The organism is Bacillus sp. FSL K6-0042 (assembly GCF_038006685.1).
In the GTDB taxonomy this organism is placed as follows: domain Bacteria; phylum Bacillota; class Bacilli; order Bacillales; family Bacillaceae_G; genus Bacillus_A; species Bacillus_A pseudomycoides.
This window is the reverse complement of sequence record NZ_JBBOVS010000001.1, coordinates 3,682,829-3,699,310: the sequence shown is the minus strand read 5'-3', so window position 1 is coordinate 3,699,310 and position 16,482 is coordinate 3,682,829. Positions and strand designations below refer to the sequence as shown.

At 37.8% G+C, this 16,482-nt stretch carries 19 protein-coding genes; 5 read left to right on the top strand and 14 right to left on the bottom strand.

Annotated elements, in window-relative coordinates; translation table 11 throughout:
• Positions 1–12: 12 nt before the first annotated feature.
• The 9 genes from MHH45_RS18855 to MHH45_RS18815 all read right to left on the bottom strand — a co-directional run bounded on the left by MHH45_RS18855 (position 13) and on the right by MHH45_RS18815 (position 9,018).
• Positions 13–963 (bottom strand): L-lactate dehydrogenase, encoded by a 951-nt coding sequence (locus tag MHH45_RS18855; RefSeq protein WP_088094077.1) that lies wholly within the window; start codon positions 961–963, stop codon positions 13–15.
• Positions 964–1,219: 256 nt separating this feature from the next.
• Positions 1,220–1,468, bottom strand: coding sequence for a spore coat protein (locus MHH45_RS18850; protein ID WP_016112409.1), 249 nt, complete (start codon positions 1,466–1,468; stop codon positions 1,220–1,222).
• A gap of 13 nt (positions 1,469–1,481) precedes the next feature.
• Positions 1,482–1,667, bottom strand: coding sequence for a hypothetical protein (locus MHH45_RS18845; protein WP_016112410.1), 186 nt, complete (start codon positions 1,665–1,667; stop codon positions 1,482–1,484).
• Positions 1,668–1,863: 196 nt separating this feature from the next.
• Positions 1,864–2,580, bottom strand: coding sequence for an MBL fold metallo-hydrolase (locus MHH45_RS18840; protein ID WP_088094076.1), 717 nt, complete (start codon positions 2,578–2,580; stop codon positions 1,864–1,866).
• A 75-nt stretch (positions 2,581–2,655) separates the two neighbouring features.
• Positions 2,656–2,943, bottom strand: coding sequence for a DUF2178 domain-containing protein (locus MHH45_RS18835; protein WP_016131075.1), 288 nt, complete (start codon positions 2,941–2,943; stop codon positions 2,656–2,658).
• Positions 2,940–3,167: a helix-turn-helix transcriptional regulator gene (locus tag MHH45_RS18830; RefSeq protein WP_016112413.1), complete on the bottom strand. Its 228-nt coding sequence runs from the start codon at positions 3,165–3,167 to the stop codon at positions 2,940–2,942. Before MHH45_RS18830 ends, MHH45_RS18835 begins: the two co-directional genes overlap by 4 nt.
• A gap of 261 nt (positions 3,168–3,428) precedes the next feature.
• A complete protein-coding gene (locus MHH45_RS18825; RefSeq protein WP_016131077.1) occupies positions 3,429–5,213 on the bottom strand; it encodes an acyl-CoA dehydrogenase family protein in 1,785 nt (594 codons plus the stop codon).
• A 226-nt stretch (positions 5,214–5,439) separates the two neighbouring features.
• Positions 5,440–6,615: an acetyl-CoA C-acetyltransferase gene (locus MHH45_RS18820; RefSeq protein WP_016131078.1), complete on the bottom strand. Its 1,176-nt coding sequence runs from the start codon at positions 6,613–6,615 to the stop codon at positions 5,440–5,442.
• 21 nt (positions 6,616–6,636) lie between these two features.
• On the bottom strand, positions 6,637–9,018 hold the full coding sequence (locus MHH45_RS18815; RefSeq protein WP_077294548.1) for a 3-hydroxyacyl-CoA dehydrogenase/enoyl-CoA hydratase family protein: 2,382 nt from the start codon (positions 9,016–9,018) through the stop codon (positions 6,637–6,639).
• A 237-nt stretch (positions 9,019–9,255) separates the two neighbouring features.
• Between MHH45_RS18815 and MHH45_RS18810 the strand changes: the two genes are divergently transcribed.
• Positions 9,256–9,402: a YuzL family protein gene (locus tag MHH45_RS18810; protein WP_016112417.1), complete on the top strand. Its 147-nt coding sequence runs from the start codon at positions 9,256–9,258 to the stop codon at positions 9,400–9,402.
• A 258-nt stretch (positions 9,403–9,660) separates the two neighbouring features.
• The gene (locus tag MHH45_RS18805) at positions 9,661–10,500 is read left to right on the top strand and encodes a D-alanyl-D-alanine carboxypeptidase family protein (protein ID WP_016131080.1); all 840 of its coding nucleotides are present in this window, start codon (positions 9,661–9,663) and stop codon (positions 10,498–10,500) included.
• Positions 10,501–10,523: 23 nt separating this feature from the next.
• On the opposite strand, the gene MHH45_RS18800 is transcribed toward MHH45_RS18805, so the two are convergent.
• A complete protein-coding gene (locus MHH45_RS18800; RefSeq protein ID WP_003201679.1) occupies positions 10,524–11,441 on the bottom strand; it encodes a proline dehydrogenase family protein in 918 nt (305 codons plus the stop codon).
• 482 nt (positions 11,442–11,923) lie between these two features.
• Here MHH45_RS18800 and MHH45_RS18795 point away from each other — a divergent pair, with 482 nt between their 5' ends.
• The gene (locus MHH45_RS18795) at positions 11,924–12,469 is read left to right on the top strand and encodes a GNAT family N-acetyltransferase (protein WP_016112419.1); all 546 of its coding nucleotides are present in this window, start codon (positions 11,924–11,926) and stop codon (positions 12,467–12,469) included.
• A 68-nt stretch (positions 12,470–12,537) separates the two neighbouring features.
• On the opposite strand, the gene MHH45_RS18790 is transcribed toward MHH45_RS18795, so the two are convergent.
• Positions 12,538–12,783: a YusU family protein gene (locus MHH45_RS18790; protein ID WP_006096491.1), complete on the bottom strand. Its 246-nt coding sequence runs from the start codon at positions 12,781–12,783 to the stop codon at positions 12,538–12,540.
• Positions 12,784–12,893: 110 nt separating this feature from the next.
• On the bottom strand, positions 12,894–13,196 hold the full coding sequence (locus MHH45_RS18785; protein ID WP_001018864.1) for an MTH1187 family thiamine-binding protein: 303 nt from the start codon (positions 13,194–13,196) through the stop codon (positions 12,894–12,896).
• A gap of 168 nt (positions 13,197–13,364) precedes the next feature.
• Between MHH45_RS18785 and MHH45_RS18780 the strand changes: the two genes are divergently transcribed.
• Positions 13,365–14,006 carry an adhesin gene (locus MHH45_RS18780; protein ID WP_088094075.1) on the top strand — a complete coding sequence of 214 codons (642 nt, stop codon included), beginning with the start codon at positions 13,365–13,367 and terminating at the stop codon, positions 14,004–14,006.
• A 129-nt stretch (positions 14,007–14,135) separates the two neighbouring features.
• On the top strand, positions 14,136–14,894 hold the full coding sequence (locus MHH45_RS18775) for a TrmB family transcriptional regulator (RefSeq protein WP_016112421.1): 759 nt from the start codon (positions 14,136–14,138) through the stop codon (positions 14,892–14,894).
• A 29-nt stretch (positions 14,895–14,923) separates the two neighbouring features.
• Here the strand turns inward: MHH45_RS18775 and MHH45_RS18770 are convergent, their stop codons facing one another.
• Both MHH45_RS18770 and MHH45_RS18765 read right to left on the bottom strand, forming a co-directional pair.
• A complete protein-coding gene (locus MHH45_RS18770) occupies positions 14,924–15,088 on the bottom strand; it encodes a hypothetical protein (RefSeq protein ID WP_016112422.1) in 165 nt (54 codons plus the stop codon).
• Between the two features lie 79 nt (positions 15,089–15,167).
• Positions 15,168–16,340: an MFS transporter gene (locus tag MHH45_RS18765; protein WP_033670897.1), complete on the bottom strand. Its 1,173-nt coding sequence runs from the start codon at positions 16,338–16,340 to the stop codon at positions 15,168–15,170.
• Positions 16,341–16,482 lie beyond the last annotated feature (142 nt).

Here is a 16,482-nt window from a genome sequence, read left to right as displayed (position 1 = left end):
CCTTCTCCTAGTTTAGTAACCGATTGTTTTCATATAGTCACGTAAAACATCATTTGATTGTGCAAGTCGGCCTTCTTCAGCTTCTGTTAAGTTTAGTTCTACAACTTCTTTTACACCATCTCTTGTAATAATTGCTGGTACACCTGTGCAAATATTATATTCGCCATATTCACCATCTAAAATTGCTGAAACAGCAATCACGCGGTGGTCATCATTAAAGATAGAACTTGCAATATAAGCGAGTGAGTTACCAATTCCATAATAAGTAGTACCCTTACGTTTATAAATTTCCCAACCAGCTTTAGCAGTTTTCTCCACAATTTCATCTAAATCGATTTCACCGAAACGTTCTTTTTGCTCTTCTAAAATTTGCAAGATTGGTTTTCCGCCAACTGTTACGTGAGACCAAGCAACCATTTGTGAATCACCATGCTCACCTAATGAGTAACCATGAATGCTACGAGGGTCTACTTCAAGCATTTCAGATAAAATTGTTCTTAAGCGTGAAGAGTCTAATGATGTACCTGTACCAAGCACACGATTTCTTGGTAAACCAGATAATTTCCAAACTTGATAAGTAATAATATCAACTGGATTCGATGCAATTAAGAAGATACCGTCAAATCCACTTTCCATTACACCTGCTACAACACTTTCCATAATCTTCGCGCTTTCTCCTAAAGTATCCAAACGACTTTGTCCTGGTTTTGGAGCTGGACCTGCTGTAATAATCACAATGTCCATATCTTTGCAGTCTTCATAAGTACCTGCATATACTTTTGTTCTTGTATTTGTAAAGTTAACGCAGTGTGATAAATCCATCGCTTCGCCAACTGCACGTTCATGATTTATATCAATTAATACTAATTCTTCACAGATGCCTTGATTCACAATTGAATATGCACAGCTTGATCCAACTAATCCAGTCCCAATAATTGCGATTTTTCTTGTGTTTCTATTCATAAGAACCTCTCCTAAGTAATTATGTAATGTTTTATTTGTTCTTTACACTTTTTATTATAGAGATTCTCACTGTAGAAACTATAGATACTTTGTGAAACATTGAACAAACATTTTGTACTTTTTGTGACATCCCCTGCAAACTTTTCGTCATATTTGTTACAACTGGAAAAATATTTCATACGTGTTTATTGACATATATAAATGCATAAAAAAAGCGAGTGAATCATCATCCAAGATTCACTCGCTTTTTTATGCATTACTGTGCGCTTAACTGACTTTTCATTTGCTGAACAACCATCGGATTTGCAGGAGCAGCTGGTTGATAATAATTTTTTTGCTTCGCATATTCATATACCTTACGTTGCCTTAATTCATCTTGATTTCGAATTTGAATCAACGTTTGATGTAACTGTGCGTTATCCGATTGCGCTATGTAATTCGCATAACCAGTCAAACTAGCATTTAATTCCGCTAAATAATCGTTAACCATATCTTTTTCATTCATAACCTATACACTCCTAACCTAAAAAGGACATTAGTTGTTGTCTTGTATTTCTTGCTGCTTGTGCATCTTGCTGTAACATTTGTTTCAATTGAGGATCTGTACACTGCTGCGCATACTGATCTAATTTATTCGCAACTGTCGCATGTCCTCCGATAATATGACGTAAATTTTCAAGCTCAAGCTCTGTTAAATTTGGCATAATAAAGACCTTCCTTTCTTTGTTCATTCATCATTTAGTATTTATTTGTTTTTGGATTGTATACATGTAAAGTGAGAGTATAAGATGATGATTCACTAAAAAATAAAAGGTCCATTCTTAGCAAAGAATCCTCTACATTATTGAGGGACCTTTTCAATTAAAACTCCCCCCCACATCACTTCATCTTCCCATTTCTTTACACCTTTCTCGCTAAATTTCGCTCCGCTTCTTCAATCGTTCGTTGCATGCATAACATCGGCTCTTCAATCATCTTTCCATGCCCTGTCGCCAATACAGACGATTTATATCGTAACAGTTTCTGAGCACTCTTTAATGCTGTTTCTGCATCCCAAGTTCCAAACACAGGAAACGGAAAGAGCCACTTAATCTGCCCTGCAACTGCAATCCCTCCTCTTGTTTGAAATGCGTCTCCAACAATGAGTGCATCATTTCTCGTATCTAAAAACGCCATCGAACCTGGTGTATGACCTGGAGCTGCAATTGCGAAAAGAGATCCAACTTGATCTCCTTCCTGCAGAAGCACATCTGGGATCGTCTGTATTTTTTTAGATACTCCAACTTTTATTGGCACGTTCGCTTCCCCTTGCTGCAATGACATGTCTCCTTCAAGCAAGCGGGCATCTCTTTTCGAAATATAAACAGGAATATTAGGAAGTACCTGCTTCAACGCATCAATTGCACCTACATGATCATCATGTGCATGTGTTATAACAATGTTCGTAATTGGTTTTCCGATTGTTCGAGCTGATTCTAAAATCTTCTTTGCACTAAAGGGCAAAGCGGCATCAATTAAAGTTAACCCTTCCTCTTCTTCAACAAAATAGCAATTGATTGGAAATAGATTTGGAAAAAATGTTAATTGATAAATTGTACTTTTATGTACCATTCGCATCTCATTCACCCTTTCTAATCAAACATAACAAAAAGAGCTGTTTACAAATTAATATGTAAAACAGCTCTTTCTCATCTAATATCTTTTTCTCAAAACTAAAATAGATAGTGAATAGGAGCATAATACTCCTGCCAATAAACATGCATTTGCTAATTTATACTGTTCACTCGTCAATGAATATAGGTTCCCGATTAGAAAAATGACTAAATACAAAAATAAAAATACAAACAATGAAACTTTTGCGGCATTCCCCGTAATTTGCTCCCCTCTCTCATCTTCTCCTTCTTTTCTTTCAAAACGTGTAGAATAAAACACCCCGATTAACCCTGCAATTGATATGATCATGCCAATTACAACTATCATTCCACTTCCCCCTCTATCGTATATTGAAAGACTTCATGAAACTCCTTACCAAGAACATGAGCAATTTCAAAAGCTAAAATAAGAGATGGATTGTATCGATTTGCTTCAATAGAAGCTATTGTTTGTCTACTAACGCCCACTCGATTTGCTAATTCCGTTTGTGACCAACGTTTCTCCGCTCGAAGTACAATCAGATTATTTACTAAACTTCCTCTTTGATTCATAGCCACCTCCATTTTTTACATTTTTCGGTGCATCTCTTCTATTACAAAACAATTTATTTTATTGGGCAGATGATATTGGCTGGAAGCCTAACGAGGTTACACCATATGAAGTAAGTTGGATTGCTGCGAAAAGTGTAAAGTGGAGAGATGTTAGCTCGTGGATGGGGGATAAAATGCGATACGGAGTAATTAATGGAGATTAGTTTAACAAAACTAAGAAAAACAGTAGCCACAAATGTGACTACTGTTTTTCCTTACTCATTAAACTGTATAACGCTCATCTTCTAAAATTTTCGCAGCAATTTCACGTTTCTTCGGAATTACGTTAAGCGGTGTGTGGCGAGTTAGTTTGCGAAGTGATGATAACATCATGCGCAGCATGTCGCCATTTTCAACTGCGATAAGTGTTTCTTTCGCATCTGCTTCAATTTGATTGAACGCTTCTTGGCAGAATACTTCAGTGTATAACACTTTTTGTTTATTCTTTTCAAGACCAGTTGCTTTAATTGCTTTTTCTGTACGAAGAAGAGCTGATTCCATTGCGTATAAGTTATTTACGATATCCGCAATGTTCACAAGAACTTCTTGTTCTTTATCTAATGCTTTACCGTATTTTTGAGCAGCTAATCCAGCTACCATTAAGCCGATTTTCTTCGCGTTACCTACTAAATATTTTTGAAGTGCTAATGGCTCATCGCCTACTTCTTCTGGCATCATCATCATTAACTCTTCTTGTAATTTTTGTGCTTTTTGAAGAAGTGGTAATTCGCCTTTCATTGCTTTACGTAAGAACGTACCTGGTACGATTAAACGGTTAATTTCGTTCGTTCCTTCGAAAATACGGTTAATACGAGAATCACGGTACATTCTTTCAATCTCGTACTCTGCCATAAATCCGTAACCACCGTGGATTTGAACACCTTCATCTACTACGTAATCTAGTACTTCAGAACCGAATACTTTATTTAAAGAGCACTCAATTGCATATTCAGCAATAGAAGCTGCTACAGCTTTACCGTCTTTTACTTGCTCTTCTGTTAATGTGCTCATATGGCTTTCGAATAAACCAACTGTACGATATACAGAGCTTTCTGCTGCATAAATTTTCGCTGCCATATTTGCAAGTTTTTCTTGAATTAATGGGAAGCGAGCGATTGGTTGTTTGAACTGTTGACGCTGATTTGCATATTGTGCTGAAATTTCTAACGCACGTTTTGAAGAACCAACTGTACCAACACCTAATTTATAGCGGCCAATATTTAAAATGTTGAAAGCGATAATATGACCTTTACCAATTTCACCAAGTACATTTTCTTTTGGTACCAATGCATCTTCTAAAATTAATGTACGAGTAGAAGAACATTTGATACCCATTTTCTTTTCTTCAGGGCTTGTAGATACGCCTGGATATTCTTTCTCTACGATAAACGCTGTGAAGTGCTCACCATCAACTTTTGCGTATACAACGAATACATCAGCGAAAGCAGAGTTTGTAATCCATTGTTTTTCACCATTTAACACGTAATGCGTTCCTTCTGCATTTAAGCGTGCTGTTGTTTTCGCACCTAACGCATCAGATCCAGATCCTGGCTCAGTTAATGCGTATGCAGCTAATTTTTCACCTGTTGCAAGTAGCGGTAAATATTGTTTCTTTTGCTCTTCATTACCGAATAAAACGATCGGTAATGATCCGATACCAACGTGAGCACCGTGTGTAATTGCAAAGCCACCAGCGCGAGAAAATTTCTCTGCGATTAATGCAGAGCTAACTTTATCAAGGCCAATACCGCCGTACTCTTCTGGCACATCAGCACCTAATAATCCAAGCTCGCCAGCTTCTTTTAATAAACGAACAGAGCGATCAAACTCATGTTGCTCTAAATATTCAAGCTCTGGTAGAACTTCATTTACGATAAAGTCCTCTGTCGTTTTCGCTATCATTTTATGCTCATCGCTATAATCTTCCGGTGTAAATACTTGATCAATTGTAATATCATCAACTAAAAAGCTACCACCTTTTACTGCGCTTCCTACTGTTTTTTCCATGAAAATTTCCTCCTTCATATTTTCATAAGCCGCTTCTCTCATTTTGAGAGAAGCTGGCTCTTCCTTTATTTTTTTATATTCCTTTGTTGCTTCCACTTTTCGTTATATAATCCAGTTCCAGCGGCTAGAACAATCGGCCATTTCGCCCCTTCCTGTGAGGCAAAAAACGCCTCTTCGTCAGGGCCTCCAACGTCCTCTTGTTCTGAGCGAGCCGCCTGCACTTTTTTTATAGTAATTCAAACACCCCAGCAGCTCCCATACCGCCGCCGATACACATTGTTACAATACCGAATTGCTCGTTGCGGCGTTTCATTTCATGAATAAGAGATAATGTTAATTTTGCTCCTGTACAGCCAAGTGGATGACCAAGTGCAATTGCACCGCCGTTTACATTGACTTTTTCTTCGTCTAAACCAAGCTCACGAATAACTTGAATTGATTGAGAAGCAAATGCTTCATTTAGTTCAAATAAGCCGATATCAGATAGTTCTAATCCTGCTAATTTTAACGCTTTCGGAATCGCTGCAATTGGTCCAATTCCCATTACTTCTGGTGGTACACCAGCTACTGCAAAGGAACGGAATTTCGCAAGCGGCTTCATACCATCGCTCACTGCTTTTTCACGATCCATCAGAAGGACTGATGCCGCTCCATCACTCATTTGTGAAGAATTACCAGCCGTTACAGAACCGCGAACATTAAATGCTGGACGTAATTTCCCAAGGATATCTAATGTTGTTTCTGCTCTTACTCCTTCATCTTGTGAGAAGATAATTTTTTCTTCTTGAATTTTGTTATTCGCTCCAACAGTACGTAGCATTACATCTACAGCTACTGTTTCATCAGCAAAGTTCCCATCAGCTAATGCTTTTGCTGCACGCTGATGGCTTCTTACCGCAAATGCATCTTGCTCTTCGCGGGAAATTCCATATTTCACAGCAACTTGCTCCGCTGTGTGTCCCATGCCCATATAATATTCTGGAGCCGCTTCTACAAGGCGGCTATTCGGACGAACGACGTGCCCCATCATTGGAACTAAACTCATAGACTCTGCTCCGCCAGATAATACTGCTTCAGAGTGACCAAGCATAATACGCTCTGCACCGTAAGCGATACTTTGTAATCCTGAAGAACAGTAACGGTTAATTGTAATAGCTGGAACATCATAAGAAAGCCCTGCTAATCCGCCGATATTACGAGCCATATTTAAGCCTTGCTCTGCTTCTGGCATCGCACAACCGAAAATTAAATCATCAATTGGCCCTTCATAATTATTCGCACGTTTTAACGTTTCTTTTACTACTAATGCCCCTAAATCATCAGGTCGAACTGTTTTTAATGAACCTCTCTTTGCCTTACCAATTGGTGTTCTTGCTCCCGCAACAATGACAGCTTCTCTCATGAACGATATCTCCCCTCGTTATTAGTTACGTAATGGCTTTCCTTTTACAAGCATGTGCTGCATTCTTGCTTGTGATTTCATCTCACTTACTAAACTGATAAATGCTTCACGTTCCACATCTAATAAATACTGCTCATCAACTTCTGTTCCGTATGGTACTTTCCCGCCGGCAATGACATATGCGAGCTTTTTCGCAATGTGTAAATCATACTCGGAAATATAACCAGATAAGTGCATTGCTTCAGCTCCAAGTAAAAGCGTTGCATATCCTGTCTCACCAACAACCGGTATCTTTTTACGAATCGGTGCTTTGTAACCCGCTTCATATAAAGCCAGTGCCTTTTGCTTTGCATCATATAGTAAGTGATCACCATTCACACTAATACCATCTTTATCGCCTAAGAAGTTACGAGAAACAGCCTCTTGCGCTGATGTAGATACTTTTGCCATCGCAACTGATTCGAACACTTTATTCGCAACCTTTTGCAGGTCAAACTCTACACCGTTTGCCATTTTGTTTAAATGTTTAATATATAGTTCTTTGTTACCGCCACCGCCAGGGATTAAACCCACGCCGACTTCTACTAATCCCATGTACGTTTCGCTAGAAGCTTGAATGCTAGCTGCTGGTAAACAAACTTCTGTACCGCCGCCAAGCGTCATGCCATATGGCGCTGCAACGACTGGTTTCGAACAATACTTAATTTTCATCATTGCATCTTGGAAGCTCTTCACAACCCACTCAATTTCAAAGTAGTTGTCATCTTGTGCTTCCATTAAGATCATTGCTAAGTTCGCCCCAACGCAGAAGTTCTTCGATTGATTCCCAATAACAAGACCTTTATAGCTCTTCTCAACTTCATCAACAGCGTAATTAATCATTTGCGTAATATCCATACCGATTGCATTGCTCTTCGAATGGAATTCTAAACAAAGGATGCCATCACCTAAATCGATTAAGCTCGCTCCGCTATTTTTCTTTAACACGCCATTTTTCTCTTTTAATTGTTTAAGAGAAATTGCTTTTTTATTGCGTTCGATAAGCTTGTATTCACCGTTATCGTAGTAATAGCTTTCACCATTATCATGTTTATAGAAAGAGCTAAATCCTTTCCCTAACATGTCTTTCACCCATGCTGGAACTACTTGGCCGTTCTCTTCCATTTTCTGAACGGATTTTTCTACGCCAATTGCATCCCAAATCTCAAATGGTCCTTGCTCCCAGCCAAATCCCCATTTCATCGCTTGGTCAATTGCGACAATATCATCTGCGATTTCTTTATGAAGCTTCGCAGAATATAAAAGAGTTGGCGTGATAATATTCCATAATAGCTCTCCTGCACGATCCTTCGCATATACAAGCGCTTTCAATTTGTTCGCTAATCCTTTTTCTTGTTTACTTAACTCTACGGATGCAGCTTTTAATTTCTTACGCGCTTCATATTCCATCGTTTCAGGATTTAACTCTAAAATTTCTTTTCCTTGTTTTAAGAAGAAACCTTGACCTGTTTTACTTCCAAGCCATTTTTTATCTAGCATGTCATGCATAAAAGCTGGTACTTTAAATACATCGCGTTCTTCTTCTTGTACATTTTCATATACATTGTTCGCAACATGAACAAATGTATCTAACCCAACAACATCTAACGTACGGAACGTTGCACTCTTTGGACGACCGATTAATGGGCCTGTTACAGAATCAACTTCCCCAACGCTATAGCCGCGCTTGATCATTTCTTGCAGCGTTACAAGTAAACCGTACGTACCGATGCGGTTCCCGATAAAGTTTGGTGTATCTTTCGCAATAACAACGCCTTTTCCAAGAACGTCTTCGCCAAATAATTTCATGAAGTTTAACACTTGTGGATCTGTTTCTTTTGTCGGTATAATCTCTAGAAGTTTTAAATATCGTGGTGGGTTAAAGAAATGTGTTCCTAGGAAATGTTTTTGAAAGTCATCTGAACGCCCTTCTGCCATTTTCTCAACGGAAATACCTGATGTATTTGAGCTCACAATAGAGCCAACTTTACGAACAGCATCTACTTTTTCAAATAGTTTCTTTTTAACATCTAAGTTTTCAACAACAACTTCGATAATCCAATCTACATCAGCAAGGCGCTCAATGTCATCCTCTAAGTTGCCTGCCTCAATCAATGCCAGATTACCTTTCACCGTAAGAGGAGCTGGCTTTTGCTTTACTAATTTTTGCAGTGCCCCGTTACTAAAACGATTTCTCACACTTTTATGTTCTAATGTAAGCCCCTTCGCTTCCTCTTCTTTCGTAAGCGCCTGTGGTACAATATCAAGCAATAATGTTGGTATACCGATATTGGCTAAATGTGCAGCAATCCCTGAGCCCATTACGCCAGAACCGAGAACAGCAGCCTTTTTAATTTGGAACATTCATTTCTCCCCCTATTCTTGAATGAATGCTCATTCAATTTTTCGACATACGTCGCAATCAATGAGTGAGCCTCTACTAATAAATATATGATACTGTTTAAATTTTCGCAATATATTTATTGATAAAATTTTCTGAAATAAATACTTTTCTTTTATTTGGGTACTCTATAATTGTGTATTTTCTTGATAAAATACGCTTTTCCCTTTTTAGAATTTGACAAAAATGGAGGAATATATATGGCTAGACTTAAGAAAGACCCTTCAAAAGCAGGCGTAAGTGCAGCAAGTGTAACAGGAAATGCAGGTCCAATAGATCGCGGGATTGAAAAAGGACGCCAAGGTAATAACCAACAATACAAAAAGCACAACATGGGTGAAAAATAACACTATATGTGCTTGTTCAAAAAGGAGGATAAAGAGAGCCGAGCAGTTCGAGGCGCGGAAGCCGGGAGGATACGGAGTGTAGGTGGAACTACATGAGTATCGGACTGGCGACGTAACGAAGAAATGCGACAGCTATCTTTACTGGACTTTTTGAACTTCCTCTATATTTTTGGGCAGAAAACGTGGCATAATGAGGATTGGGCTGCTTTTCTGCCCAATTTATTTGTACATAAGGAAAGACAAAAGAGGGACTGCATAATGAAACGAACAATAATCATGATTGTGATGATTGCTACACTATTTACAAGTATGATTTTCTTTTCTTACACAAAAAGGCAAAAAGACGTAAGAAGTAATCAGCCTGATATCACAGGAAAATATGGTGTTACAATCGATGCAAATACGGGGGAAGTTTTGTACGGAAAACGGGAAGAAGAACGTTCTTATCCAGCAAGTGTAGCCAAAATGATGACAACCATTCTGTTACTAGAGAATGTAAAAGAAGATGAGGAAATTACTATCACAGAAAATGCGATAAAAACGGAAAGTCAGAGTGCGAAAATTAAGCTTCGTGCTGGTGAAAAATTAAAAAGAGACGAGGCATTAAAACTGATGCTTATCATCAGTGCCGATCCAATTGCTGAGTCTATCGCAGAACATATTGCAGGATCAAAAGAGAAGTTTGTAAAAATGATGAATGCAAGAGCGAAAGAACTCGGAACAAAACATGCAACTTTCAAAAATGCGAGCGGGGCTGACGCACTCGGCAATAGGGTTTCCCCTTATGACATCGCAATCATTACAAAAGAAGCATTAAAATATCCGATTGTACTAGAATATATGAACACAATACGTACAACACTACATACTTCGCAGCGCGCTCCAAAAATCGCAAACTATGGCCGCGAAGAACTTTACGCTGATCCCTATGCAATTGGAAGCAAAAGCGGTTTATCTGCTTTAGGACAATACACAGTTGTAACTGTTGATGAAAAGGATGGTAAACGCGTTATTAACGTTGTGTTTTCTTCTAGTCGTACTCAGCTATATCCTGATGCGAAAAAGATGGCAAATTACGCGTTTCAGCAATTAAAATAACCAAGGAGTATTTTTCTCCTTGGTTATTTTTTTACCATTCCTTTTAAAACGAACGCAACGTTTGCTGGACGTTCAGCTAAGCGGCGCATGAAATAACCATACCAGTCATTTCCATATGGTACATAAACACGCATTTTGTAGCCTTCTTTAACAAGTTCAAGTTGACGTTCCGTACGAATACCATATAACATTTGGAATTCAAATTGATCACGTGAAATATTATATTCTTCGGCAAGTTTCTTCGTATATTCAATAATTGCCTCATCGTGTGAAGCAATAGCAGTATAATTTCCATTTAATAAGTGCATTTTAATAATTTTTTTATAATTTTCATCTACATCTTTTTTGTCCGGGAACGCCACTTCTTCTGGTTCTTTATAAGCCCCTTTTACAAGACGTAAATTAGGACTATATGCATTTAAATCTTCGATGTCTTTTTCTGTACGATATAGGTAAGCTTGAATAACAGTACCGATATTATCGTATTCAGATTTTAATTGCTTAAAGATCTCAATTGTTTTTCCACAGCGTGTATAGTCTTCCATATCAATCGTAACAAACACACCGTTTTCTTTTGCAGCCTCTAAAATGCGGCGCATATTATTCATTACGATTTCATCTGAGATGTCTAACCCCATAGAAGTCATTTTTAAAGAAAGCTGTGAATCAAGTTTTTCGCGTCCAATTGCACGGATTGCTTCAATCGATTGGCTTGCCATTTCATTTGCTTCTGCTTCATTATCAACGAACTCACCTAAATAATCGATTGTCACACAAAGTCCTTGTTGATTTAATTGTTTAATAGCTGCAGCAGCTAAATCAATTGTCTCCCCTGCGACAAAGCGCCCTGCACCAAAGCGTAAACCGTACTTCTTAGCCAGTTTTGTTAGCGCTTTATTTTTTGACAAGAAAAGAAACGAATTTCGCATTAATTGTTCCATGTAATTCACCCCTATGACTGTACTTTGTCTGTTTTTTTCCCCTCTTCAAAATTATATCATTCTTTAAAATTATTTGATACAAATAATTATTTAGATAATTTATAAAATACTATAAAAATATTCAAAAGCCCATATTCTCGCTTTTAAATATCCATAAAAATTTTTCGACATTTAAAATAAAACTAGAAAAACAGGTGAACAACTAGCCTAAAATAAAAATTCGACAATACTCGTCATACCTCTTACTTCTTTTTATAAGTTATACAAAGATATTAATACGACTAAAAATGAATACAAATATAAAATCCTGAGGTACTTAGTTCTCTCCCATAGAAAATCAAGTGCAAAAGGTAGGGGAGATTTCTGTTGAAATAAGTATAGAAAGTGTAAAAACATAGAATCCCGGTTTCATTGAAAGGTACTATCCCTGCATAGTATATAAAATTTCACCCGGATGGAAAACACGTATTGGAGTGTGAAAAATGCCAGAAAGAATGAATGTACAACAAATTCGAATTGAGCCTTGGAACAATGCTAATCTTACTTTACTTCGTCTTATGAATGTACCTGAGATGCTAGAATACTTAGGAGGGCCTGAGACTGAAGAACAACTCCTTGCTCGTCACGAGCGGTACCTTAAGATTAGTGAGCTGGGAACTGGACATATGTTTAGCATCGTCCTTCTTCCGCAACTCGAAATTATTGGTAGTGTAGGATATTGGGACAGCTACTGGAAAGAAGAGAACGTATACGAAATTGGCTGGAGCGTCCTACCACCATTTCAAGGGAGAGGAATAGCAACAAAAGCCGTCGAAAAAGCTATCGCTCATGCTAAAATGGAACAAAAGTACAGATTCATTCATGCTTTTCCCGCCATCAATAATCCTGCTTCAAACGCTATTTGCCAAAAGCTCGACTTCTTATTTATTAGTGAGTGTGACTTCGAATATCCGCCAGGGAGTGTCATGCGATGCAATAATTGGTGTTTAGAGATAACTACGAAACCATCAAACAATTCCTCTATATGAATTAAAAGCTTGAGGTCTATTGATCCCCAAGCTTTTTTTGTAAAAAATCACAAAATGGTTTCTCATTCTTATTTCTGATTACGATGTTCCTCATTTAACCTTTTAATATCAGAGATTAACTTTACCATCTCTTCTTTTGCCTCTGGATATGTCTCATTCCAATGCTTGACTAAAGCTGGCATTGTTTTAGCAATGTAAGAGTACAGTGCCCACTTTTGCACTTGTTCTTTTCTCTCTTCACTGCCTTCCCCTAGTAACAATTCTGTATACTTTTCAAGTAAGCCATCAAACTGCTCATTAAATTTGTCACTCATTTCCCTTTCCTCCTTCCCTAGGTACCACAATAATAAAAAAGTGTACCATGGATACACTTATCTTACCTAATTTACCCATACAAAAAAGCAGCGAAAATCGCTGCTTTCTCCTATAATTTCGAACGAACAGAATTTAATTTTTTCTCCATTGTGCTTTCTTTATCTCGGCGATCATCAATACGAATTGTTGTCGCTACACGCTTTGCACCTTTTGTATATGGCACTTCATGCATTTGTTGAATTACTTCAAGTAATACAGGGAGATCTCCTTCAATTACTGTATTCATCGGTGTTAATTGGTACTTCACGCGATCCGCGTTTTTCTCTAACACTTTTTGTACTTCTGCTACATATTCACTTACGCTTGGATTACCTGTTCCAACTGGAATAATCGATACATCAACAATTGCCATGGTAGTTCCCTCCTATGTTTGTTTCATTTCTATTGTACAAAACTCTCCCCTACTTTACTAACCATAACTATACTTTTAATTTATTTTTCATAATATACTTATCCTCTGTAATCCTTTTCTACTGGTTGTGCATATATTGGTGTTATCCTTTTGAAAGGAAGTGGACAATTGAAAAAGTTACTTCTCACTTTATTAGCCATTCCCCTCTTATTTGGAACAACAGCTTGTGACTTATGGCAGAAGGATCCAAAACCAGTAGAAAAGCCTGATCCAAAGCCGAAACCCGATCCAGCACCGACTCCGACTCCAACTCCAACTCCGCCTCCAACACCTAATCCAACTCCGCCTCCAACACCTAATCCAACTCCTCCACCAGCTTCAGTAGATACGGCTCAAGTCATGCAAAAACTGGTAAATTCAATTAACTCAGTTGGAAACTCAAATGGCATTAACGTAAGCAGCATTAAACTCTTTACTGAAACAGCACAAATCGCAACATATAACGGAATCTTTAATACTAAATTTGGATTAGGCGTTTCCATTTATAAAGCAACTGGCGGTATCGCTGCTGTTGCTATCGCTGGATCCGGTACATCTAAAGAACAAATTGACGCCTTTTATTCCACAATAAAGACTGTCATTCGTTCTATTGACTCAGTTCTAAGTGAGCAAGACATGAACACTATTCTAGAACAACTCGGTTCGAAAGATTATTTTCAAACAAAGCAATTCTCAACTCGAGCAATTAATGGTACATTAACTGTTACTGAAAACAATGGCGCACTTATGTTCAAGGCGGTTCATAATTAAACATACAAAAAAGAATAGGGTCGATGCTGGCTCTATTCTTTCTATTTACCTCTTTAAACATGAGGCACTTGTATAAATGTACATACTTCTTTATTCTTAGTATAGAATCTAACTTGTCCGGGAGGTACTATGTTACAAAAATTCGGTTTCTCACAATACGAAAGCCAGGCATATGAAGTCGTAGTCTCAAGCGATGAACCACTAGATGCAACAACGATTGTAAAACATTCGGGTGTTCCAAAAGCAAAAATATATGAAGTATTAGCACGCCTCATCGATAAAGGAATGGTTATGGATTCCGTCTCAGAAAAGAAAAAGCTATATACCGCCCTGCCACTGGATCTTGCCATTCAAAAATTAACGACAGAATTTCAATCGAATATTAAAGAACTTCAAACAAATATTTCAAAACGATCCTTTACAGATGACCGTGTTTGGAGCTTAAAAATACAGTCTTCTATTCAAGTACAAAGTAAGCAGTTAGTAGAAGAAGCGAAACAATCTATCCGTATTTCCGCTTGGAATGATACCTTTTTAGAATATCTTCCCTTACTTGAGAAAAAAGCAAAACAAGGCATTGATATTGAAGCACTTGTAGTTGGAGATGTGAAAACAGAACTGTCAAATGTTCATTTTCTCATTCCAACTGAAGAACCTAACGCATTAGAACGTTACTTACTTCTTATTATTGATGATCGTGAAATTTTATTTGCTGGGGTAGAGCAAGAATCGTGGCAAGCGATGAAAACAATGTCTCCGCCATTCGTAAAATTCTTTACGGAGTTCTTCTATCATGATGTTGCACTTGCTAAAATTACACAGAAACATCACGATCTCTTTATGAATGATGAGGAAATACGCAGCATTTTAATGAAGTTACGATATTAAAAATAGCAAAGGCGCTCTCTTTGCTATTTTTAATTTTGCTTTTTTATTTCAGTTAATAACTCAATAATCTTCTCATTTTGCTGAACCTGTTTCTCAGAATTATGGTAGAGGAAGCGAATCCATCGTAGTACAAAAGCAATCAGAAAAACTGGTAACACCATCGCAAAAAAGCCAATCGCCGATTCGAAATCCATATACCATCACTCCTCTCCCTGTACCCTTCTATATCAAAATGGTAAATCCTTCAATTCACTTCAAACAAAAAAGAATCTATCAAACGATAGATTCCTTCTTTGCCACATGAGTAGATTGTCCTCTCGTAATCGAGAAAGTCGCACAAAGCAGTGCTAAAATCACAAAGCCCCCGCCTATCCATGCATTATATATAACCGACGATTGTTCAATAACAACTCCGCCTACCGTTGAACCAAGTGCAATACCTAAATGAAGTGCTGAATTATTTAAGCTTTGCTGAATACCAGCTGATTCCGGTGCAATTTCAATTAAATAATTTTGCTGCGCTGGTGAAATTGCCCAGCTTAACATACTCCAAAGTCCCATCATGATAATAAATAACGGGAATGAGAATGTCATCATCGGTAAGATAAAGATGGCACATGCAAAGACGATAATAATGGAGATAATACTTTTCTTCGATCCCCACTTATCTGCAAGCCAACCACCAAATCCGCCGCCGATTACTGCTGCGATTCCGAAAATAAAGTAAAATACGCTAATCCAGTTTGCTTCAACATGCATCACATCTTTTAAAAACGGTGTTAAATATGCGTATAGTGTTAAATGTCCTGTTAAAAATAAGAATGATGTTAACTGCGCACTCACAATCTTTTTATTTTTCAAAGTAGCAATTTGTTCTCTGACAGACAATACAGCTACTGGTGGAACTTTTGTTAAAAATAAAGAAATACTAGCAATTGCTATAACTGTTAATACCGAAATTAAAACAAACGGTGCACGCCATCCGTATGCATTCCCAAGCACAAGCCCAAGTGGTACACCTAGTACAAGCGAGCCACTAATCCCCATAAAAATAATTCCGATTGCACGCGCACGAAAATGCGGCTCTACCACACTAGAAGCTAACGTTACCGACAATGCAATAATAAGCGAGCCACTTGCTGCACAAATGACCCTTGAGAACATGAGCATCCCGTAATTCAAACTAAATGCTGAAATGATATTACCAATTAAGAAAATAGATAATGCCTCAATATATAATGTTTTACGCTCAACTTTTCCTGTTACCGCTAATAAAATTGGCCCTGAAAGAGCAAATACAACTGAGAATATTGTAATAAGTTGACCCGCTGCACTGATAGATACACCTAAATCATTGGCCACTAAATCGAGCGTTCCTCCGATAATTAGTTCAACCGTCCCGACTACGAATGCCGCAATCGCTAAAATATATACACGAAAATTCAAGTTTTCCCCACACTTTCCCTCGTCCGCTTTTGGTTACTACAACTATAGTAACCAAAATAACACTTGCAATCAAGTATAAATTCTCCCGCATACACCTGGAAATTTTCCACAAGCAAAAAAAGCAGACATATCATATGCCCAC